The sequence below is a fragment of the Bradyrhizobium sp. SRS-191 genome (genome assembly GCF_024586915.1).
Taxonomy (GTDB): Bacteria; Pseudomonadota; Alphaproteobacteria; order Rhizobiales; family Xanthobacteraceae; genus Bradyrhizobium.
In genome coordinates, this window is sequence record NZ_JANBVS010000014.1 from 26,175 (window position 1) to 47,107 (window position 20,933).

18 protein-coding genes are annotated in these 20,933 nt (G+C 65.5%); 9 read left to right on the plus strand and 9 right to left on the minus strand.

Features of this window, described 5'->3' with window-relative positions:
- Positions 1 to 372: 372 nt before the first annotated feature.
- The 5 genes from NLR35_RS23205 to NLR35_RS23225 are packed head-to-tail and all read right to left on the minus strand — an operon-like array spanning position 373 to position 6,096.
- Positions 373 to 1,359 (minus strand): 3-hydroxybutyryl-CoA dehydrogenase, encoded by a 987-nt coding sequence (locus NLR35_RS23205; protein WP_257168853.1) that lies wholly within the window; start codon positions 1,357 to 1,359, stop codon positions 373 to 375.
- Positions 1,356 to 2,450 (minus strand): NAD/NADP-dependent octopine/nopaline dehydrogenase family protein, encoded by a 1,095-nt coding sequence (locus NLR35_RS23210; protein WP_257168854.1) that lies wholly within the window; start codon positions 2,448 to 2,450, stop codon positions 1,356 to 1,358. Before NLR35_RS23210 ends, NLR35_RS23205 begins: the two co-directional genes overlap by 4 nt.
- 18 nt (positions 2,451 to 2,468) lie before the next feature.
- On the minus strand, positions 2,469 to 3,983 hold the full coding sequence (locus tag NLR35_RS23215) for a long-chain fatty acid--CoA ligase (RefSeq protein ID WP_257168990.1): 1,515 nt from the start codon (positions 3,981 to 3,983) through the stop codon (positions 2,469 to 2,471).
- Between the two features lie 2 nt (positions 3,984 to 3,985).
- A complete protein-coding gene (locus NLR35_RS23220; RefSeq protein WP_257168855.1) occupies positions 3,986 to 5,272 on the minus strand; it encodes an acyl-CoA dehydrogenase family protein in 1,287 nt (428 codons plus the stop codon).
- Positions 5,269 to 6,096, minus strand: a complete 828-nt coding sequence (locus tag NLR35_RS23225; RefSeq protein ID WP_257168856.1) for an alpha/beta hydrolase — start codon at positions 6,094 to 6,096, stop codon at positions 5,269 to 5,271. The genes NLR35_RS23220 and NLR35_RS23225 overlap by 4 nt, the downstream gene beginning before the upstream one ends.
- Before the next feature lie 171 nt (positions 6,097 to 6,267).
- On the opposite strand from NLR35_RS23225, the gene NLR35_RS23230 reads away from it, so the two are divergent.
- From NLR35_RS23230 to NLR35_RS23245, 4 genes are all read left to right on the plus strand, one after another.
- Complete coding sequence (locus NLR35_RS23230) at positions 6,268 to 7,029, plus strand: SDR family NAD(P)-dependent oxidoreductase (protein WP_257168857.1); 762 nt, start codon at positions 6,268 to 6,270, stop codon at positions 7,027 to 7,029.
- A 42-nt stretch (positions 7,030 to 7,071) separates the two neighbouring features.
- Positions 7,072 to 7,908: an enoyl-CoA hydratase family protein gene (locus NLR35_RS23235; protein WP_257168858.1), complete on the plus strand. Its 837-nt coding sequence runs from the start codon at positions 7,072 to 7,074 to the stop codon at positions 7,906 to 7,908.
- 87 nt (positions 7,909 to 7,995) lie between these two features.
- A complete protein-coding gene (locus tag NLR35_RS23240) occupies positions 7,996 to 10,344 on the plus strand; it encodes a bifunctional salicylyl-CoA 5-hydroxylase/oxidoreductase (protein WP_257168859.1) in 2,349 nt (782 codons plus the stop codon).
- A 54-nt stretch (positions 10,345 to 10,398) separates the two neighbouring features.
- A complete protein-coding gene (locus NLR35_RS23245; RefSeq protein WP_257168860.1) occupies positions 10,399 to 11,646 on the plus strand; it encodes a flavin-dependent oxidoreductase in 1,248 nt (415 codons plus the stop codon).
- Positions 11,647 to 11,765: 119 nt separating this feature from the next.
- Here NLR35_RS23245 and NLR35_RS23250 read toward each other — a convergent pair whose 3' ends face one another.
- Together NLR35_RS23250 and NLR35_RS23255 are read right to left on the minus strand one after the other, a co-directional pair.
- On the minus strand, positions 11,766 to 12,224 hold the full coding sequence (locus NLR35_RS23250) for a cupin domain-containing protein (RefSeq protein ID WP_006612947.1): 459 nt from the start codon (positions 12,222 to 12,224) through the stop codon (positions 11,766 to 11,768).
- A gap of 20 nt (positions 12,225 to 12,244) precedes the next feature.
- The gene (locus tag NLR35_RS23255) at positions 12,245 to 13,417 is read right to left on the minus strand and encodes an ABC transporter substrate-binding protein (RefSeq protein ID WP_257168861.1); all 1,173 of its coding nucleotides are present in this window, start codon (positions 13,415 to 13,417) and stop codon (positions 12,245 to 12,247) included.
- A gap of 347 nt (positions 13,418 to 13,764) precedes the next feature.
- Here NLR35_RS23255 and NLR35_RS23260 point away from each other — a divergent pair, with 347 nt between their 5' ends.
- From NLR35_RS23260 to NLR35_RS23275, 4 genes are all read left to right on the plus strand, one after another.
- Positions 13,765 to 14,259, plus strand: coding sequence for a MarR family winged helix-turn-helix transcriptional regulator (locus NLR35_RS23260; protein ID WP_006612945.1), 495 nt, complete (start codon positions 13,765 to 13,767; stop codon positions 14,257 to 14,259).
- Positions 14,260 to 14,433: 174 nt separating this feature from the next.
- Entirely contained in the window at positions 14,434 to 16,116 is a 1,683-nt protein-coding gene (locus tag NLR35_RS23265) for a benzoate-CoA ligase family protein (RefSeq protein ID WP_257168862.1), read from the plus strand.
- Between the two features lie 21 nt (positions 16,117 to 16,137).
- Positions 16,138 to 16,581: a RidA family protein gene (locus NLR35_RS23270; protein ID WP_257168863.1), complete on the plus strand. Its 444-nt coding sequence runs from the start codon at positions 16,138 to 16,140 to the stop codon at positions 16,579 to 16,581.
- Positions 16,582 to 17,336: 755 nt separating this feature from the next.
- Positions 17,337 to 17,612, plus strand: a complete 276-nt coding sequence (locus NLR35_RS23275) for a hypothetical protein (RefSeq protein ID WP_257168864.1) — start codon at positions 17,337 to 17,339, stop codon at positions 17,610 to 17,612.
- Positions 17,613 to 17,808: 196 nt separating this feature from the next.
- Here the strand turns inward: NLR35_RS23275 and NLR35_RS23280 are convergent, their stop codons facing one another.
- Both NLR35_RS23280 and NLR35_RS23285 read right to left on the minus strand, forming a co-directional pair.
- Positions 17,809 to 19,182, minus strand: a complete 1,374-nt coding sequence (locus tag NLR35_RS23280) for a VWA domain-containing protein (protein ID WP_257168865.1) — start codon at positions 19,180 to 19,182, stop codon at positions 17,809 to 17,811.
- A gap of 5 nt (positions 19,183 to 19,187) precedes the next feature.
- On the minus strand, positions 19,188 to 20,147 hold the full coding sequence (locus NLR35_RS23285) for a MoxR family ATPase (RefSeq protein WP_257168866.1): 960 nt from the start codon (positions 20,145 to 20,147) through the stop codon (positions 19,188 to 19,190).
- A gap of 276 nt (positions 20,148 to 20,423) precedes the next feature.
- On the opposite strand from NLR35_RS23285, the gene NLR35_RS23290 reads away from it, so the two are divergent.
- Entirely contained in the window at positions 20,424 to 20,837 is a 414-nt protein-coding gene (locus NLR35_RS23290; RefSeq protein WP_257168991.1) for a TspO/MBR family protein, read from the plus strand.
- The last annotated feature ends 96 nt before the right edge of the window (positions 20,838 to 20,933 follow it).

Here is a 20,933-nt window from a genome sequence, read left to right on the forward strand (position 1 = left end):
GACAAACCCTCCGTCGTCATCCCTGACGAGCGCGCAACGCGCGCGAACATCCGGGATCCATAACCACGGGGAGAAGTCTGGGGCACGACCGGAGCGACTTGCGTGCCTCTCACGACCGACGGTGGTTATGGGTCCCGGCTCGAGGCCGGGACGACAGAGGTGCGTGCCGATGTCGTCGATCAACACCGGTGAGCGGCCCCGCCGCAGCCCCTGTAGGGAAAGGCAAAGCGGCCGCCCGCAGGGCGGTTGCGTGCCCACCGTGCATCCACGTCATCGGTGCGCATGGTGGGCACGGCGCGTGAGGGGCGTCACGATGCGGCAATAGCGTGCCGCGCCTTTGCCCACCCTACGGCTCGACAATGCTCGCCGTCCTCAATCCACCACCGGCGGCCGGGCCAGCTTGAAATGACGGAGCATGTCGACCAGCGCGCTCAGCCGCTGCTCGCGATACGCCGCGACATCCATGCCGGAATAGTCGAGAAATCCCGAGCCTGTGCGCAGCCCGATGCGTCCCTCCGCCATGTTGCGCTCAATCACCTCGGGTGCGCGGTAGCGGTCGCTTCCGAGCGCGCCTTCGAGATAGCGGCTGGCGTAGTAGAGGATGTCGCCGCCGCCCCAGTCGATGAACTCCAAGAGGCCGAGCACCGCGTAGCGGAAGCCGAAGCCGTAGCGGATCGCCTTGTCGATCTCCTCGGCGCTCGCGACGCCTTCGCCGACCATGCGCGCCGCTTCGTTCATGGCGAGTGCCTGGATGCGCGGCACGATGAAGCCCGGCGTCGCTGCGCACACCACCGGCACCTTGCCGATGCCTTCGAGCAGCGCCTTCAGTCGCGTGGTGACATCGGGATCGGTGAGCTTCCCGGGCGAGATCTCGACCAGCGGGATCAGATAGGCCGGATTGAGCCAATGCGCATTGAGGAAGCGCTCGGGCCTGTTAATCGCGCCGGACAGATCATCCACCAGGATGGTCGACGTCGTGGAAGCGATGATCACGTCCGGCGCCACGGCGCGGGACGCCGCGCCGAGCACCTCGCGCTTGAGATCGACGATCTCCGGCACGCCCTCGAACACCAGCGTCGTCTGCGCCAGCACATCATTGCTCGCTGCCGCTGGAGCGACGGTGACCTTGCCCATCAGCTTGTCCACATCGGGAGGCTCGAGCATCCCGAGCCGCGCCAAGGTCGCGAACGTCGCGCCGATCTCGCCGAGCGCTTCGCGCTCCAGCTTGGCGAATTCCTCGACCGTGCGCGGCTTGATGTCGATCATCGTGACGGGATGGCCGGCATAGGCAAACGCGACGGCAATGCCGCGGCCCATGCGGCCGGCGCCGAGACAGGCGATGTGACCGCGCGCGCTCATGCCGCAAACCCCTCGCGCAGCAGCGCCTGCAATGCATTCCGATCGAGGCTGCCGAGGCCGAGGCTGCCCAGCGTGCGCCCCGTGGCTATGAAATCCTCGCCGCAGATCGCGCCGCCGATTGCCAGGAAGGCGCGGGCGAGCGGCGTTGCGGTGCCGGTCAGCTCCGCCGCCGAGATCAGGAATGACAGTCCGAGCCGAAGATCCTCGCGCATGTAGCGATGTTGCGTCAGCACCAGCTGCTCGCGCCAGTCGCCGGAGTCGGTGAGCCGGTCATGCGAGCCGCGGCCGTACATCCAGATCTCGCCCTCCTTGGCGTAGTGATGCGCCAGTGGGAAATGCGGCGCGCCATAGCCCAGTGCCTCGCGCACCGCGATCCGCTCCGCGTCGAGCGCATCGGTGACCCGGCGGATCGAGGCTTGCGTGCCTTCCTTGTGGATGTCCCAGCGCTCGAAATGCTCGATCGGACCGGCATTCATCACGATCAGCGGCGGATGAATGATGCAGCCGGCATTCATCAGCGCGCCCGACAGCGCGTCGCCGCACGGCTCGATCACGCCCGGAAAGGCCTTGCTGATCACCGCAAGCGCATGCTCAGCCGTCTTCAGCGGGAATACACCCACGGGCAGTCGCTTGGCCCGGATGGTGATCGCTACCTCGAAAGGTCCGTGCTTGCGCGTCAGCCAGGGCAGGGTGCCGGTCTCGGCGTAGCTGACTTGAGCTTTGTTGCCGGCATCGCGCGCCGCCGCCGCGAAGATCATTGTGCCGAACGTCGCCGGTGGCAGGAACACGACCTGCCCGTCGGTCAGATGCGGTGCCAACTGTTTCGCGATATCGGCTTGCGCGAACGCCGGCGCCGGGCAGAGGATCAGCTCCGCGCCCCGGACGGCTTCGCCGATCTCGGTCGTGACCAGCGCGAGCCTGGCCTCATGCCGGCCGTTGACGTCCTTCACGATGATCGTCGAGCCGGCCGCCTTATGCTGCGCCACAGCTTCCGCATCACGGCGCCAGAACCGGACCTCGTGACCTGCGAGCGCGAAATCGGCCGCGGCCGCAAACGAGCCATTGCCGCCGCCGAGCACTGCTATTTTCAAGACTGCATCTCCGATTCGCTAAGTGGGGCCGTCGATCTTGCGCAGCAGATGATGCTGCACCTTGCCGAGCGCAGTGCGCGGCAGGTCGTCGACGAAGACGATGTCGCGCGGCACCTTGAAGCGCGCGAGCTGCGCCTGCAGATGCGCGCGCAACGTCTCGGCGTCGAGCGTGCAGTCCTTGCGCTTGACGACGAAGGCCACTGGGACCTCGTCCCAGCGCGGATCGGGCCGGCCGATCACGCCGCAATCGACGACGTCGGGATGCTCGCCGAGCACACGCTCGATCTCGGCCGGGTAGACGTTCTCGCCGCCCGAGATGATCATGTTGTTCTTGCGCTCGAGCACGAAGAAGTATCCGTCCGTGTCGCGCTGCGCGATGTCGCCGGTGCGGTACCAGCCGTCGTGGATCGCCTGCTGCGTGGCTTTGGCGTTGCCCCAATATTCGAACAACACGTTGGGCCCGCGCACCGCGATCTCGCCGGCCTTGCCCGCTGGCAGCTCATCGCCATCGCGGTCGATGATCTTGGCCTCGCAGCACAGCCCGGGCAGGCCGGTCGAGCCCTCGCGTGAGAGATCGCCGCCGAGCCGGGTGTAGACCGCGATCGGGCAGGTCTCGGTCGAACCATAGACCTGCAGCACCGGCACGCCGCGCGCGGTGATGCGCGCGATCAGTGCCGGCGGCACGATGCTCGAGCCGGTCGAGACCGCCTTGAGTGAGGACAAGTCCGCGTCGGCCCATGCCGGATGCTCGGTGACGGCCTGGATAGTCGCGGGCACCAGGACCGTCAATGTCGGCCGCTCGTCGACGATTGCCGCCAGCGTCGTATCAGGCGTGAAGCGTGCGTGCAGCGTCACCGTGGCGCCGTGGTGCAGCGCCGGCGTGGTCTGGATGTTGAGGCCGCCGACATGAAACAGCGGCAGCACCGTCAGCACGTGATCGTCAGAGGTGAGGCCGTGCATGTGCTGGCTCATCACCCCGTTCCACAGCAGCGCTTCCTGCCGCAGCACGGCGCCCTTCGGCCGGCCCGTGGTGCCCGACGTGTAGACGATCAGCAGCGGGCAGGAGAGATCAATGTGCGGGTTGCGATCGTCGCCCTGGCCGCGGACGAGCAGTTCGTCGAACGTCAGTCCGTTCGCCGGCGTGAAGTCGACGCCGACCGGCACCGTCTCCGGATGCTGCTCCGCCAGCGCCGGCAGCACCGGCGCAAACGCCTGCTCCAGCACGAGCACCTTGGCGGCGGCATCCGAGAGAATGAAGATCTGCTCGGCCACCGCCAGCCGCCAGTTGAGCGGCACCAGGATCGCGCCGAGCCGGGCGCAGGCATAGAGGAGGACCAGATAGTCCGGCCGGTTCAGGCTCAGGATCGCGACGCGGTCGCCGCGCCCGACGCCAAACTCGGACTTCAGCGCTCGCGCTGTCAGCGCAATGCGCTTGCTGAACGCGGCATAGGTCAGTGTCGCGCCTTCGAAACGGATCGCCGGCTTGTCCGGCGTGAACGCGGCGTTGCGTTCGATCAGGCTGCAGAGGTCCACGCTCAATCGTCCGTCTCGCCGGGCTCGTACAAAGCCTCGCGGCCGATGCGGTCGAGGCAGAGCTCGGCGGTCCAAGGCAGCATCAGCGAGCCGCAGCGGCTGTCGCGATAGATGCGCTCCAGCGGCAACGTCTTGAGCATCGACTGGCCGCCGCAGGTGCGGATCGCGAGCGCCGCGAGCTCGTTGGCGCCTTCCATGACCGAGTATTGCGCGGCATAGGCGCGCAGCACCTGCTCCTTGGTCGGGTTGGCGCGGGCTTCGGTGACCGCCTGGAACCAGATGCCCTTGATCTGCTCCAGCTTTATCTGCATCTGCGCCACCGCGATCTGCTTGGTCGGATACATCCGCCGCTTGACAGGCGGCATGCCCGGGACCTCACCGCGCAGATATTTGAGGGTGAAGTCGTAGGCGGCCTGCGCGAGACCCATATAGGTCGGCGACAACGTCATGAACATGTGCGGCCAGCGCATCGCCGCCTGGAAGTAGACGCCGCGCGGCATCAGCGCGGCATCCTCGTCGACGAACACGTCCTTGAAGATCAGCGTGCGCGAGACCGTGCCGCGCATGCCCAGGGGATCCCAGTCGCCGACCACCGAGACGCCCTCGCTCTGCGCAGGAATCGCCAAATACAGCGTGTTGCGCCGTGACGCCTTCTCGCCCTCGCTGATCTCCGTGCATAGCACGCCGTAGTAGTCGGCGTGCCCGGACAGCGAGGCGAAGATCTTCTTGCCGCTAACCAGCCAGCCGCCCTTGACCGGCTTCGCTTCGGTACCGAACGCGACACCGCCCGCCGCAGCCGCGCCGCCCTCGGAGAACGGCTGCGAGTAGATCGCGCCGTCCTCGACGATGCGCTTGTAGTGGATCGCGCGCCGCCGCTGGTGCTCGGCACGGACATCGTCGTCCATGTCGAGATCATCGGCGAGCGGTCCCGACCACAGGGTCGAACAGACATGCATGTTCCAGGTCAGCGCCGTGGCGCCACAATAGCGGCCGATCTCGGCCGCCGCGAGCGCGTAGGTCTGATAGCCGGCACCAAGGCCACCCAGAGCCTTCGGAACGGAGATGCCTAGGAGACCGGCGTGATGCAGGTCCTTGTAGTTCTCGGTGGGGAACGTCGCCTCGCGGTCCCAGATGGCGGCGCGGCCAGCCAGCACGCTCTGCCCAAGCTGCCGGGCTCGGCTGATGATGTCGGCCTGCTCAGATGTGAGCCGATACGCGGCCGGATCGAACATCGGCGCATCGAGCGCTGCACCGGATGCCGTTGCCGTCTTTTGGACCTGGATGGTCATCGTGCCTCCGCAGTGATCGTCGCGTGTGCGTTCAGAAAGGAGTCGAGCGCGGCGTTGAATTCGCCGGGCCGTTCGAGATTGACGAGATGGCCGGCACCTTGAAGCTCGACATACCGAGCGCCAGGAATGAAGCTCGCCATCTTCTCCATCATCGGCGCCGGTGCATTGCGATCTTTTGAGCCCGACAGCACCAGCGTCGGCACATTGAGGTCCTGCAGGGCCTGCCGCCGGTCGAAGCCGAGCAGCGCCAGCATGCTGGCGCGGTAGCTGGCCTCGGGGACGCTCGCCATGCACGACCTCGCGACGTCCATGCCTGCGAGATCCGGATCTTCGCCGACCAGCTCCTTGACCAGATCCGGCGCCAGCAACGCCATGGTCGCGCCGCGATCGAGCGGGCCGAGCCGTGCATCGATGAAGGATTTCTGCCAGTCGCCGTCGGCCTTGCCGAACGCCGGGCTGGTCTGCGCCAGCACCACGGCAGCGGCGGCCTGCGGGTGCTTGGTCAGCCAGTCCTGCACGATCATGCCGCCGATCGAATGGCCGACGAGGATCGGTTGCTTCGCTTCGATCGCTGTCAAGAAATCCTGAAGTGCGTCCGCGAGCGTCGCGATGCTGACCGCGTCCAGCCGCGCCGAATGACCATAGCCGGGCATGTCCCACGCGACCGCATGAAAGTGGACGCCGAAATGGTCGAGCTGGCCGCGCCAGGCGCGCGCAGCGCCACCGATCCCGTGCAGGAAAACCAGGGCCTGCCGATCAGGTGCGCCCGATGCCTCGTAACCGAAGCGCCCGTCTTTCGTGGTCAGGATTTGCGACGCAGGCACGCAGACCTCCGGAGATGAGCCGGAGGCCGCAACGCTGCGTGCTCCAGGCCTTCGAACGCTAGTCGCGGCAACAGAGGTGTCAAGCCGCTTCGGGCGTGTTGTTGCAAAAATTTGAAGTTTAAAATAATCTGGAAGCTGCGACCGTATTGCAGAAGATGAGGAGACGCGCGCATGTCCGGACTGCCTGCAGCAGCGCATGCGATGGTGACAGGCGGCGGCCGCGGGATCGGACGCGAGATCGCGCGTGCCCTGAAGCTCGCCGGCGCAACCGTGACGATCGTCGGGCGCAATCGCGCAACGCTCGATGAGGCCATCGCGGCCGGATGTGCCGACGCCGCCGCCGTAGCCGACGTCGCCGACCAGTCTGCACTGAGCGATGCAGTCGCCGCTGCAGCCGCGCGGCAGCCGATCACCATTCTCGTGGCCAATGCCGGAAGCGCGGAGTCCGCACCCTTCCTGAAGTCCGACGCCGCGCTGTTCCGTCGCATGATGGACATCAACTTGATGGGCGTCGTGCACGCCGTGCAGGCGGTGTTGCCCGCGATGAGAGGCGGTCCTTATGGCCGCATCGTTGCTGTTGCGTCGACGGCTGGCCTCAAGGGCTATCCCTATGTCAGTGCGTATACGGCCGCGAAGCATGCGGTCGTCGGCTTGACGCGGTCGTTGGCCCTGGAGCTGGCTATGACGGGCGTGACCGTGAACGCCGTATGCCCCGGTTTCACCGATACCGACCTCGTTGCCGACAGCGTCGACAACATCATGAAGAAGACCGGCCGCAGCCGCGAGCAGGCGATCGCCGAACTGGCCAAGCACAATCCGCAAGGGCGGCTGATCATGCCGCAGGAGGTTGCCGATACCGTGCTGTGGCTGTGTGGCACCGGCGCCAGGGCGATCACGGGACAGGCGATCGCGGTTGCCGGCGGCGAAGTCTAGGCCGCGTCGTCCAATCAGAACAATCGAACGAAGGGAGCTCACATGTCGAAACCCGCCAATCCCGTTACCGTGCCTCTGGCGGACTATAGGCCGACCCATTTCCTGCTCACCGTGAAGGATCGCGTCGCGACGGTGACGCTGAACCGTCCGGAGCGCAAGAACCCGCTGACGTTCGAGAGCTATCGCGAGCTGACCGACTTCTTCCGAGCCTGTGCGTTCGACGATGACGTCAAGGTGGTGGTCGTGACCGGCGCCGGCGGTAACTTTTCGTCGGGTGGTGACGTGTTCGAGATCATCGGCCCGCTGGTGAAGATGGACACCAAAGGCCTTACTGCGTTCACACGGATGACCGGCGACCTCGTCAAGGCCATGCGCGCCTGTCCGCAACCGGTCGTGGCAGCGGTCGAGGGCATTTGTGCCGGTGCCGGCGCGATCGTCGCGATGGCCTCTGACATCCGGCTCGCCGCGACGGGCGCCAAGGTCGCCTTCCTGTTCAACAAGGTCGGTCTGGCCGGCTGCGACATGGGCGCCTGCGCGATCCTGCCGCGCATCATCGGCCAGTCCCGTGCCTCCGAACTGCTCTACACCGGCCGCTTCATGAGCGCGGACGAGGGCGAGCGGTGGGGCTTCTTCAGCCGCATCGTCGCGCCGACGGATGTGCTGGCGCAGGCCGTCGCGCTGGCCACGGAGATCGCGAATGGTCCGACCTTCGCCAACACCATGACCAAGCGCATGCTGGCGATGGAATGGGCGATGTCGGTCGAGGAAGCGATCGAGGCGGAGGCAGTTGCCCAGGCCTTGTGCATGACGACGGAAGATTTCAATCGCGCATTCGAGGCCTTCGCCGCGAAGTCCAAGCCTGTCTTCCAGGGCAATTGAGCGACCTCGGGAACTGAAGGGGCTTGCCAGGAAATATTTTAGGTCTAAAATAATTTCCATTGGCTCGGCTCTCCAGTGGAGGCGCTCATGAAGATCGCGATCATCGGCGGCGGACCTGCCGGTCTCTATGCGGCGATATTGCTCAAGAAGCAGCGGCCCAAGGCCGACATCGCGGTCTACGAACGCAACCGCGCCGACGACACGTTCGGCTTCGGCGTGGTGTTCTCCGACGCCACGCTCGACAATTTCGAAAAGCACGACCTGCCGAGCTACCAGCGCATCACCCAGGAGTTCGCCTACTGGGATGACATCGCCGTGCACTTCCGCGGCACGGTACACCGCGTCGGCGGCAACGGCTTCTGCGGCTGCTCGCGTCGGACATTGTTGCGAATCCTGCAGGAGCGCGCGCGAGAGCTCGGTGTCACCCTGCACTTCGAGGTCGATCTCGAGGACGAGACGCAGTTCGCGGACGCCGATCTGATGATCCTGTCGGACGGGATCAACAGCCGCTTCCGGCAGAAATACGTCGATCACTTCCAGCCCGAGGTCGACCTGCGCGCCAACAAATTCGCCTGGATGGGCTCGACCAAGCCGCTCGACGCCTTCACCTTCATCTTCCAGGAGACGGAGTGGGGCCCGTTCATCGCCCATGCCTATCAGTACGAGGCGGGGCATTCGACCTGGATCTTCGAGACCGACCCGGAGACCTTCGAAAAGGCCGGCCTGACCGGGCTCGACGAGCGGCAATCCGCCGACCGCATGAAGGATATCTTCGGCTGGTTCCTCGGCGATCATCCGCTGCTGATCAACCGCTCGATGTGGCGCAATTTCCCGATGATCCGCAACAAGCGCTGGGTCAAGGACAACATGGTGCTGCTCGGCGACGCCAAGTCGACGGCGCATTTCTCGATCGGCTCGGGCACCAAGCTCGCGATGGAGGATGCGATCGCGCTGGCTGACGCCATGCAGCGCGCGCCGACCATTCCTGCGGCGCTCGATCTCTACGAGCACGGCCGCCGCGAGGAGGTCGAGAAGACCCAGCACGCGGCCGACGTCTCGCTGGTCTGGTTCGAGCATGTCGATCGTTTCTGGGATTTCGATCCGGTGCAGTTCGCCTTCGGCGTGATGACCCGCTCGAAGGCGATCACCTACGACAATCTCACCTTGCGCGCGCCGGATTTCGTCGCCGAGGTCGACAAGGCCTTTGCGCGCCAGGTTCGGGCCAAGGGCTTCGATGTCGATGTCGACAAGCCGTTGGCGCCGATGTTCCAGCCGCTCAAGCTGCGCGAGATGACGCTCGCCAATCGCGCGGTGCTGTCGCCGATGTGCATGTACTCGGCCGATGAGGGCGTCGCCGGCGATTTCCACCTCGTGCATTACGGCTCGCGTGCGATCGGCGGCGCCGGGCTGCTGTTCACCGAGATGACCTGCGTCAGCCGTGATGCGCGCATCACCCCCGGCTGTGCCGGTCTGTGGAACGACGCACAGGAAGCCGCCTGGACGCGCATCGTCGATTTCGTCCATGCCAACTCGCAGGCCAAATTCGCGCTGCAGCTCGGCCATGCCGGTCGCAAGGGCGCGACCAAGCTGATGTGGGACGGCATTGACCGTCCGCTGGAGCAGGGCGGCTGGGACGTCGTCTCGGCGTCGCCGCTGCCGTATTTCCCCGATAGCCAGGTGCCGCGCGAGCTCGATCGCGCGGCGATGGATGCGATCAAGGCCGATTTCGTCGCAGCGGCCGAGCGCGGCCATCGTTGTGGCTTCGACATGCTCGAGCTGCATTGCGCCCATGGCTATCTGCTCGCGAGCTTCATCTCTCCGCTGACCAACAAGCGGACAGATGAGTACGGCGGCTCGCTCGACAACCGGCTGCGCTTCCCGCTCGAAGTGTTCGCGGCCATGCGTGCCGCGTGGCCGGCGCACAAGCCGATGTCGGTGCGCATCTCCGCGACCGACTGGGCCGAGGGTGGCGTCACCGGTGACGATGCTGTGCTGATCGCGCGCGCGTTCGGCGAGGCCGGTGTCGATCTCGTCGACGTCTCGACGGGTCAGACCGTCCGCGAGGCGAGGCCGATCTACGGACGGATGTTCCAGACGCCGTTCTCCGACCAGGTCCGCAACGAGGCTCATGTCGCGACCATGTGCGTCGGCAACATCACGACAGCCGATCAGGTCAACACCATCCTCGCCGCCGGCCGCGCCGATCTCGTCGCGCTCGGCCGTCCGCATCTCGTCGACCCCGCGTTCACCATGAAGGCCGCGGCCTGGTATGGCGCCGACATGTTCTGCCCGCCGCAATATCTCCCAGGCAAGGAGCAGATCTTCCGCAATAGCGTGCGCGAGCGGCAGGATTTCGAGGAGCTGAAGATTAAGGCTAAACCGAAGACACGGGCGGAGCTGAAGGCCGAGGCTGCGAAGCCGCTTGCGGCGGAGTAAGCCGCTGTGCAACGCTGCCGCCCGGTACGTCCAATGTAGGTGGAGTAGGGGACGATGAAGGCGATCATCGTAGGCGGCGGTATCGGCGGATTGACCACGGCCTTGATGCTGCGGGCGCGCGGCATCGATTGCGAGGTGTTTGAGCAGGCAGAGGCGATCCGCGAGCTCGGTGTCGGCATCAACACCCTGCCGCACGCGATCCGCGAGCTTGCCCAGCTCGGGCTGCTCGACCGGCTCGATGAGGTCGCCATCCGCACCTATGAGCTGTTCTACCTGACCCGGCGTGGGCAGGAGGTCTGGCACGAGACCCGCGGCGTCGATGGCGGCCATGATGTGCCGCAATTCTCGATCCATCGCGGCCGGCTGCAGAGCGTGATCCATGAGGCCGTGATGCAGCGGCTCGGACCGGAGAAGGTCCATACCGGCTGCCGGCTCGGCTCCTTCACGCAGGACGAGGGCGGGGTGACCGCCTATTTCTTCGACCGCAGCGGGTCTCATGTTCACACCGTCCGTGGCGACGTGTTGATCGGCGCGGACGGGATCCATTCCAAGGTCCGGCAGACGCTGTTCCCGAATGAGGGGGCGCCGTGCTGGAACGGCCTGATGCTGTGGCGCGGCGCCACGGACTGGCCGGTGTACCTCAGCGGGCGATCGATGATCATCGCCGGCGGCCTCAACGCCAAGGCGGTGATCTATCCGATCGCGGAGGGCTCGAGCCCCGCGACCCGGCTCACCAACTGGGCCGTGCTGGTGCGCATCGGCGATGCCAACACCGCGCCGCCGCGGCGCGAGGACTGGTCGCGGCTCGGCAAGGCGGACGAGCTGATGCCGCATGTCAACGGCTTCTCCATTCCCCAGGTCGACTTCGCCGCGATGGTGCGGGCGACGCCGGAGTTCTGGGAATATCCCTGCTGCGACCGCGATCCGCTGCCGTACTGGTCGAGTGGCCGCGTCACCTTGCTGGGCGATGCCGCGCATCCGATGTACCCGGTCGGCTCCAACGGCGCCTCGCAGGCCATCCTCGATGCCCGTGCGCTGGCCGATGCCCTGGCCCGCTCCGAGCATCCGCGCCAGGCGCTGATGGCCTATGAGCAGAAGCGGCTGCCGATGACCGCGGAGATCGTGGCGTCGAACCGCCGTGGCGGGCCGGAGGGTGTCATCGATGCGGTCGAGCAGCTCGCGCCGCAGGGGTTCACCGATATCAACACCATCCTGAACTACGAGGCTCGCGAGGGCATCGTGCGGGGCTATGCCAGCCGGGCCGGGTTTGCCGCGCGGATGGTGACGCGGCAGGCGTCGTAAGTCAGCGTCAAACACCGTTCTCCGGGCTGCCCCTCACCCCAGCCCTCTCCCCGTGAAGGACGGGGAGAGGGGGCGCAGTGTCTGCTGCGCGATAGTCTGCAATCAAACTCGCAGTCGACTCACGCCCCCGGAGGGGGCGGGAGGAAGTGGATGTTGTGCTCGGCGGCGAGCTTCACGACGTCGTCGGGGTTCTGCTCGCGCATGTTGTGGATGCCCCAGAACAGCTCGTAGAGGCGCCGCGTCGGCGATACCCAGAACAGCGTCTTCGCGGTCTGCTGCGACTTGTTGAAGATGCCGTGCGGCTTGCCCATCGGCAGCCGCACCGTGTCGCCGGCGGTGGCGTATTCCTCGGCGCCGTCGAGGAAGAAGTCGAGCCGGCCTTCGAGGATGTAGAGATACTCGTCCTGGTCGGGATGGATGTGCGGCGGCACGAAGGTGCCGACCGGGAACGTCGCATGCCAGGAGAAGCTGTGCTCGGTGCGGCTCTTCGGCACGTAGACCTGGCCGAGGATGTTCCAGGAAATGCCCTGGATGCCCTCATTGGCCCGGGTGATGCCGGCGATTTCCGGATGGCTCATGTTGGTTTCTCTCCCTGTCGTTACTTGGCCACGCAATCCTTGGCGTAGCGGTCGGCGTAGTTCTCGAACACCTTCTGCACGATCTCGGTCTGGAACTTGCCGTCCGGGCGCTTGGCGACCTTGGTCAGATAGAAGTCCTGGATCGGATAGCCGTTGGTGTTGAACTTGAAGTTGCCGCGCAGCGAGGCGAAATCGGCTTTCTTCAGCGCGGCCGCGACGGCGTCCTTGTTGCTGAGGTCGCCGTTGACCGCCTTCACGGCGCTGTCGATCAGCAGCGCGGCATCATAGGCCTGCATGGCATAGGTCCCGGGGACGATGTTGTAAGCCGCCTCATAGCCGGCGACGAACTTCTTGCTCTGCGGATTGTCGAAGTTGGGGGCCCAGTTGGCGCCGCCGAACATGCCGACAGCGGCATCCTGCTGCGCCGGCAGCGTGGATTCGTCGACCGTGAAGGCCGAGAGCACCGGCACGGTGTCGGCGAGGCCGGCCTGCTTGAACTGCTTGACCAGGTTCACGCCCATGCCGCCGGGCATGAAGGTGAACACGGCGTCGGGCTTCTGCGAGGAGATTTTTGACAGCTCCGGCTGGAAGTCGAGCGTGTTGAGCGGAACGTAGGATTCCTCGACGATCTCGCCCTTGTAGTCGAGCTTGAAGCCGGCGACGCTGTCGCGTCCCGCCTGGTAGTTCGGAACCAGCAGATACATCTTCTTGTAGCCGCGATCCTGCGCGACCTTGCCGAGCACGGCATGCACCTGGTCGTTCTGATACGAGGTCACGTAGAAATAGGGGCTGCACTCCTTGCCGGCGTAGCTCGACGGGCCGGCATTCGGGCTCACCAGGAAGGTCTTGTTCTCGGTGACCGGCCGGTGGATCGCCTGCAGCATGTTGGAGAAGATCGGGCCGACGACGAAGTCGACCTTGTCGCGCTCGAGCAGGCCCTTGACCTTGGTGATGGCGGCGTCAGGCTTCAGCTCGTCGTCGGCGACGACGACTTCGACGTCCTTGCCGCCCATCTTGCCGCCGAGGTCCTTGATGGCTAGGTTGAAGCCGTCGCGGACCTGTCCGCCGAGCGCGGCCGCGGGGCCGGACAGGGTGACGATGACGCCGATCTTGATCTTGTCGGCGGCCAGCGCCGGCTGCGCCAGCAGGCACGCCGCGACGCCGAGACCGGCCAGCTTCGAACTCACTTTCATGACAACTCCCCCGGGATGCGGAAATTCAGGTCTTGTTTTTGGCACCTGACCGAATGATGGGTCAGACCGCAGCTTGGGACCAAGCCTAGTCTGATGATGCCCCGAGCCGCAAGCGAGCTGCTTGCGGAAAGGGCAGTTTCGGCCGTATGCAAGCGGCGCGCCAATTGCTTGAAGGTTAAAGGAATTGCCTTGCTGATCGTCTGGCGCAAATGACGGTACGTTTTTCCTTGCTCCCACGAGCTCCTGAAGGTCAAACTCACAAGCCGCGCCGACCAGGCTGAGCATACCTCAAATGATTCCGTCCCAACTGAATCCGTCCCCAGTGACTCCGTCCAAGTGAATCCGTCATGACGCTTGATTCCGAGACCAAGGCCGTCGAGCTGCCCGAGGACCACGCGGAGGAGCTGCGGCTGTGGCTGCGCCTGCTCACCTGTACGACCTTGATCGAGGGCGAGATCCGCGGCCGCCTGCGCGAGCGTTTCGACGTGACCCTGCCGCGTTTCGACCTGATGGCGCAGCTCGACAAGGCCCCCGACGGCATGACCCTGTCCGACGTGTCCAAGCGCATGATGGTGTCGAACGGCAATGTCACCGGGCTGGTCGAGCGCCTGGTCGAATCCGGCCATCTCGATCGCCGCACCTCCGACACCGACCGCCGAGTCCAGGTGATCCGGCTGACCAAGCTCGGTCGTGCGGAATTCCGAAAGATGGCCACCGAGCATGAGACCTGGATCGCCGACATCTTCGGTGATCTCACGGAGAAGGACGTGCGCGAACTGATGCGGCTGCTGGCCAAGACCAAGGGCTCCGCGCAGAAGGCCGTGCAGCGCCGGCAGGACTGAAGCCGGCCTGACAAGACGCCGCAGGCCAGCCGCCGCATACGGCAAACGCTCAAACAATTTGCGGGCAGTGCACAATCTTCGGCTCTCTTCCGCTCTTGCGCCAAGATGTTTTAAGTCTAAAATGTTTAGGACTGAAACGTGCCGGGCGTTCTTCCCCTCAGACAGGAGCGTATGATGGCCACTGCCGCCAAGGTTCAGCCCGAAAGCGCCGGGGCGCCGGCGCATAGCGCCCATGTCGACACCTTTGCTCAGGACAATCTGCCGCCGCGCGAGCTGTGGCCCGACTTCGTCTTCAGCCGGCCCGAATTTCAGTACCCGCCGCGATTGAACTGCGTGACGCATTTCCTCGACCGCTGGGTCGAGGAGGGGCGGGGCGATGCCCCTTGCATCATCAGCACCGAGACGAGCTACACCTATCGCGAGCTCCAGGCGCTGGTGAACAAAATCGCCAATGTGCTGGTCGACAAGCTCGGGCTCGTGCCCGGCGGCCGTGTGCTGCTGCGCTCGGCGAACAACCCGATGATGGTCGCGACCTATCTCGCCGCGATCAAGGCGGGCGGCATCGTCGTGGCGACTATGCCGCTGCTGCGGGCCAAGGAGCTGTCCTATCCGATCCAGAAGGCGCAGATCGCGCTTGCCTTGTGCGACGGCAAGCTGGCCGACGAGATGGAAAAGACCCGCGCGGTCGCGCCTGCACTGAAGCAGGTCGTGTATTGGGGCAGTGGACAGCCCGACTCGCTCGAGGCGCTGATCGCCGATGCGAGTCCGGACTTCACTGCGGTCGATACGGCGTCCGACGACCTCTGCCTGATCGCCTTCACGTCGGGCACGACCGGCGATCCCAAGGGCACGATGCACTTCCACCGCGACATGCTCGCGGTATGCGACGGCTATGCCCGCAACGTGCTGCGCGCCAGCCCAACCGACCGCTTCATCGGCACCGCGCCGCTCGCCTTCACTTTCGGTTTCGGCGGCGTACTGTTCCCGATGCATATCGGTGCGTCCTACGTGGTGCTGGAGAGGACGTCGCCCGACGATCTGCTCGCCGCCATCGAGCGCTATAAGGCGACGGTTTGCTTCACAGCGCCGACTGCCTACCGTGCGATGATTGGAAAGCTCGCCGGCCGCGATATTTCCTCGCTGCGCAAATGCGTCTCCGCCGGCGAAACCTTGCCGAAGCCGACCTTCGATGCCTGGCTCAAGGCCACCGGTCTCAAGCTGATGGACGGCATCGGCTCGACCGAGATGCTGCACATCTTCATCAGCGCCGTCGAGGACGAGATCCGTCCCGGCGCCACCGGCAAGCCGGTGCCGGGCTACGAGGCCAAGATCGTCGACGACGAAGGCCGCGACGTGCCGCCGGGCACGATGGGGCGGCTCGCGGTGCGCGGGCCCACCGGCTGCCGCTATCTCGCCGACGAGCGCCAGCGCAAATACGTCCAGAACGGCTGGAACGTCACCGGCGATACCTATGTGATGGATGAGGACGGCTACTTCTGGTACCAGTCGCGCTCCGACGACATGATCGTGTCGTCGGGCTACAACATTGCCGGGACCGACGTCGAGGCGGCGCTGCTGACTCATCCAGCCGTCGCCGAATGCGGCGTCGTCGGCGCTCCCGACGACGCCCGCGGCATGGTGGTGAAAGCTTACGTCGTGCTCGCGCCAGGAGCGCAAGGCACGCCGGCCCTGGTGACCGAACTGCAGGAGCATGTCAAACGCGAGATCGCGCCGTACAAATATCCACGCGCGATCGAGTTCGTGACGCAGCTGCCCAAGACCGAGACCGGCAAGCTGAAGCGGTTCGCCCTTCGGCAGATCGCCCAGGCAGCCGCCGCTTCGGGCACGGCCGCGTAGCAGAGACAAGGAGAGACGTTCGTGAGCACGACCAAAGCGCCCACGCTCGCCGTGGTGAAGCAGGATGATGCGAGCCTGCGCGTGCTGCAGCCGAGCGGCTGGCCGATGCCCAAGGGCTACGCCAACGGCATCAGCGCCGAAGGCCGTATCGTCGTCACCGGCGGCGTGATCGGCTGGGATGCGACCGAGACGCTGGCCGACGGCTTCGTCGCACAAGTGCGTCAGGCGCTGCAGAACATTGCGGCGATCCTGGCCGCAGGGGACGCGCGACCGGAGCATCTGGTGCGGCTCACCTGGTACGTCGTCGACATGGACGAGTATCTCGGCAACCTGAAGGAGCTCGGCCGGATCTACCGCGAGATCTTCGGCAGCCACTATCCGGCGATGGCGCTGGTGCAGGTCGTCAGGCTGGTCGAGAAGGCGGCGAGGGTCGAGATCGAAGCCACTGCGGTCGTGCCGCGCTGATCGCAGCGTCCCTGGCTTCATCCGCATCGATCCGACAAGCCTCATCCGCATTGTTGTCTGCCATGCGATGATGTCACGGAAAGGCACGCGTACTCGTTCTCGCGGCGCTGATGCGCCCGGGCTGTGACGATCGTTCGCCCCTGAGATCGAGGGCGCAGGGAAGGCCGGGTGTCCACCACACCCGCGGCCCCCGTGCGACAGAAAATGCACGGGGCAGGAACCACAGGTGGGCCGAACATGCCGGCCTTCCCTGCGCGATGTTTTGACGGCTTATACGTGGTCTCCCTGGTGCGCCGGGCGTTTTGGCCACCTCCGCGCGAGGCGAAGCCTCGTCGCGTTCGCGACAACGCGCGTAGCGCGTTGCGCGGGTGACACCAGCTTCGGGGTGTCAGGACATCACGACTTCACCGGGCGTGCTGCATCACTCGTCCGCGCAACAAGCGCATGATGCAACGACGTCCACCGCAGCCTGCCTCACGTATCGTGACGACGCGTACGCCCCTCTTCGACGAGGCAGGTTGGGCGCAAGCATCGTGCTGATTTGCCCGACGACACAAGCTCAGCGTGCTGCGACATGGTAACGCGACGGGCAGTCACACAAGACGTCACAGTTCGCGGGCGCCGGTTTCGTTAGTCGAACAATTGTGGCCGCCTGATGAGCCTGCCGCCGAAAGACCGACGTTGGATCGCCATGTCGCAGCCACGAACCTGTTCGAGCGTGGCAGCCCAGTGGCTGGTGAGAGCAGGGGGCAGACTTGGACTGGAAACTCGTGGTGACGACGGCGCTGGCCGCCGGCATCGGTGCGGCGGCCGGAGTGTTCGCATTGACGAGCACCGCAGGCGGCGGCATCGAGCATCAGGCCGACGCCAAGATGCTGGAGATCGGCATCGCCATCCTGCGCGAGCCGGCGCGGGTGGATGATGATCCGATGCGGTCGTGGGCGGTGCGGGTGGTGGAGAAGAAGTCGGGCGTGAGTTTTTCGGACCAGCAGCGCGCGGTGTTGTTGAAGCGTGCGGCGGGAGGACGGTAGCTCCGGGGACGATACGTAGGGTGGGCAAAGGCGCGCCCGAAACCCGATTGTTTGTCCGCGATGTCTGATCGCGACGTGCCCACCCTACGGTTTCGAACTCTCGTCATTGCGAGGAGCGCATCGACGAAGCAATCCAGGGTCGTGGACGGGACTTCGTATTGCCTCGCTTCGCTCGCAATGACGGGGTGAGGGGGGCTTACTGATACGCCGACACGATGTCGCTCACCGCCCGCTCGAGCTGCTGCGCTGTCGCACACGGGCGCACCACGTTGCAGAAGGTCTGATAGCGCGGCATCTCTGAATCGCCCCAGCCCCAGGTGACGCGTCCCTCTGGATTGAGCCAGACGACGCGCTTGGCGCGCTCCGAGATCGCCTTGAGAATGTCGGCGCGTGGATCGAGCTTGTTGCTGCGGGCATCGCCCAGCACGATCACGGTGGTCTGCGGCGTCACCGAGGCCATGAACTGCTTCTCGAAATCGACCAGCGAGGAGCCGTAGTCGGACGAGCCGAAGCCGACCTTGTGCATGATCTCGGCCATGGCCTCCTCGGCCGATTTCTGCTCTAAGATCTCGCTGACCTCGATCAGATGGCCGGAAAAGGCGAACGAGCGGACGTCGCTGACGACGTCGTGCAGGCTATGAATCAACAGCAGGAAGAAATCCGAGACGCGGGCAACCGAGCCTGAGACGTCGCACAGCGCGACGATCTTCGGACGGTCGCGATGCCGGCGTTTCCAGGCGGTGAGGAACGGCACGCTGCCCCAGGCGGCGTTGCGGCGGAGCGTGCGGCGGACGTCGAGATGGCCGCGGCGCTGGCGCTTGCGCGGCTTGCTGTAGCGCTCGCGCAGGCGGCGGGCGATCTGCCGGATCAGGGCGCGCATCGCCGCGACCTGGCGCGGCTCGATGCGCGACAGCTGGGCATTGCGCAGGATCTCGTGGCGCAGGTTCTCGGTTTCCTCGCGGCCGTAGAGCGCGAGCGCTTGCGCGACCGTGTCGCGCACGGTGTCGCGCAAACCGTCGAGCCCGGTCTGCAGCCGCTCGGCCAGCGCCGGATTGGTCTCGGTGAGGGTATCCAGATCGTCGCGGAGCCGCTGAATGCCCATCGTCTCCAGCATGCGGCTGGAGAACAGGCCGCGTTGGGTGAAGTAGCGAATCTCCGACAGGCCGACGGCGCTGGAGGCGTTGGCAATCGCGGCGGAGATGTCGGCCGTGTTCTGCGCGAGCAACATCTGGGCGAGGGGGCCGAGCTCCGCGTTCGTCTCGCCACCCGCCGGTTGTCCGGATGGCGGCGCCGCCTGCGCCGCGTTCGAGGCCGTATCCTGCGCCGCGTCGTCCTTCTCCTCTGCCTGGGCCGGATCGACATGGGCGAAGAACAGGTCGAAGCAGGCGCCGAGCGCCTTCTTCTCGTCCTCGCTCTTGGCGAGCGTCAGCAGCATTGTGTCGCGGAGCACGGTGCGATCGGCGACACCGATGCTCGCCACCGCGCGCATCGCGTCGATGCTCTCGGCCGGTGAAACGTGCACGCCGGCGCCGCGCGCCGCCCGGAAGAACCGATGCAGGTTCTCCTGCATGGCGGCTACCCGAAGATGTTCTGGCGCTGCGCCTTGGCGACGAAGGTCGTCACCTGCGGCAGCGCCACCTCGATGTCGGACTCGTATTTCAGGAGTACGTTGAGCGTGTCCTTCACCACCTCGTGGCCGAGTTCGGCGGCCTGCAAGAGCACCAGCACGCGCGCCCAGTCGATGGTCTCGCTGACCGACGGCTGCTTCTTCAGGTCGAGCGTGCGGATGTCGTGGATGAAGGCGACAAGCTGCCGCCGCAGGGTCTGCGAGATGCCGGGCACGCGGCTCTCGACGATGCGCTCCTCCAGCCGCTGCTCGGGGAAGCCGATGTGCAGATGCAGGCAGCGCCGCTTCAAGGCGTCGCCGAGATTGCGCTCGGAGTTGGAGGTCAGGATCACGGTCGGCGGCTTGGCGGCGGCGATGCTGCCGAGCTCGGGGATCGTGACCTGGAAGTCGGACAGGATTTCCAGGAGCAGCGATTCGAACTCGGCATCCGACTTGTCGATCTCGTCGATCAGCAGCACGCAGCCATTAGGCTCGAGCAGCGCCTGCAACAGCGGCCGCGGCTCGACGAATTCCTTCGAGAAGAACACGTCGCCGAAATCATGCAACTGGCCGAGCGCCGCGTGCAGGGTCTGCGCGCCGCCGAGCACCTCGCCGAGCTTGTCTTTCAGGATCTGGGTGTAGAGCAGCTGCTTGGCGTATTTCCACTCGTAGAGCGCCTTGGCCTCGTCGAGGCCCTCATAGCATTGCAGCCGGATCATCTTCAGCCCGCGCCAGGCGGCGATCGCTTTCGCAAGCTCGGTCTTGCCGACGCCTGCCGGGCCCTCGACCAGGATCGGCTTGTCGATCGCCTGCGACAGATAGACCGCGGTCGCGATCTGGCGGCTGGCGATATAGCCCTGCGCGGCGAGGCCGGCTTCGACGGCCGCGATCGAGGCGATGGCTGAGGAGGGGGCCGGGGAATCAGCCACTGAGACAGCTCCGTTTCCTGGTATCAGGACCCCGGCGCTGAATTGATCGGCGTTCCCGGTCCCTGGACGTTGGCGTCAGGGGAAAACCCTGACTTTTCCTCGCATTGTGTTATGTCCTGGCTACGCGCAGAGAGCGGCCCTGTCCAGTGCGCGGGTGGGTGCCTCAGTCGCATGGCTGCCGGTCGCCAGCGGACCAGCCGAGAACCTTCTCCTGAAAATCACGCCGAGCGGAATATGAACCGATCCATCCTGCATCTCCTCGTCCTGCTGGTCCTCGTGGTCGGAGGCGGCTGGATCATCGGCGCCTCCAACATGCCCGGCGCGTGGTACGGCTCGCTCAACAAGCCCTGGTTCACCCCGCCCGGCTGGCTGTTTCCGATCGCCTGGACGGTGATCTACATCCTGGTCGCGGTGGCCGGCTGGCGCACCTATGAGCAGGTCGAAAGCGGCGCCGTCATGCAGGTGTGGTGGGGCCAGCTGGTGCTGAACTTCGCCTGGTCGCCGGTGTTCTTCACGGCGCATCTGATGTGGGTCGCGTTCGCGATCATCGCCAGCATGTTCGTGCTGATCGTGACGTTCATCGTGATGCAATGGCGCGAGGACCGCACCGCGGCACTGCTGTTCGTGCCCTATGCCTGCTGGGTGGGGTTCGCGTCGGTGCTGAATTTTTCGGTGAATGTGTTGAATTGAGATGGGGCGGCTGATGGGGCGCGGGTGTGGATTGCAGGCCTTTCGCGGGCGCGATGAAGGCCAGTGCCGCAGGCTATCCTCAATGTCGCGTCACAC

Excerpts from the sequence above, each read along its gene's own strand:
- NLR35_RS23220 (WP_257168855.1), bottom strand. The coding sequence starts at position 5,272 with ATGACCATCCAGGTCCAAAAGACGGCAACGGCATCCGGTGCAGCGCTC.
- NLR35_RS23260 (WP_006612945.1), top strand. The coding sequence starts at position 13,765 with ATGACGCTTGATTCCGAGACCAAGGCCGTCGAGCTGCCCGAGGACCAC.
- NLR35_RS23245 (WP_257168860.1), top strand. The coding sequence starts at position 10,399 with ATGAAGGCGATCATCGTAGGCGGCGGTATCGGCGGATTGACCACGGCC.
- NLR35_RS23255 (WP_257168861.1), bottom strand. The coding sequence starts at position 13,417 with ATGAAAGTGAGTTCGAAGCTGGCCGGTCTCGGCGTCGCGGCGTGCCTG.
- NLR35_RS23265 (WP_257168862.1), top strand. The coding sequence starts at position 14,434 with ATGGCCACTGCCGCCAAGGTTCAGCCCGAAAGCGCCGGGGCGCCGGCG.
- NLR35_RS23235 (WP_257168858.1), top strand. The coding sequence starts at position 7,072 with ATGTCGAAACCCGCCAATCCCGTTACCGTGCCTCTGGCGGACTATAGG.
- NLR35_RS23280 (WP_257168865.1), bottom strand. The coding sequence starts at position 19,182 with ATGCAGGAGAACCTGCATCGGTTCTTCCGGGCGGCGCGCGGCGCCGGC.
- NLR35_RS23230 (WP_257168857.1), top strand. The coding sequence starts at position 6,268 with ATGTCCGGACTGCCTGCAGCAGCGCATGCGATGGTGACAGGCGGCGGC.
- NLR35_RS23250 (WP_006612947.1), bottom strand. The coding sequence starts at position 12,224 with ATGAGCCATCCGGAAATCGCCGGCATCACCCGGGCCAATGAGGGCATC.
- NLR35_RS23240 (WP_257168859.1), top strand. The coding sequence starts at position 7,996 with ATGAAGATCGCGATCATCGGCGGCGGACCTGCCGGTCTCTATGCGGCG.
- NLR35_RS23205 (WP_257168853.1), bottom strand. The coding sequence starts at position 1,359 with ATGAGCGCGCGCGGTCACATCGCCTGTCTCGGCGCCGGCCGCATGGGC.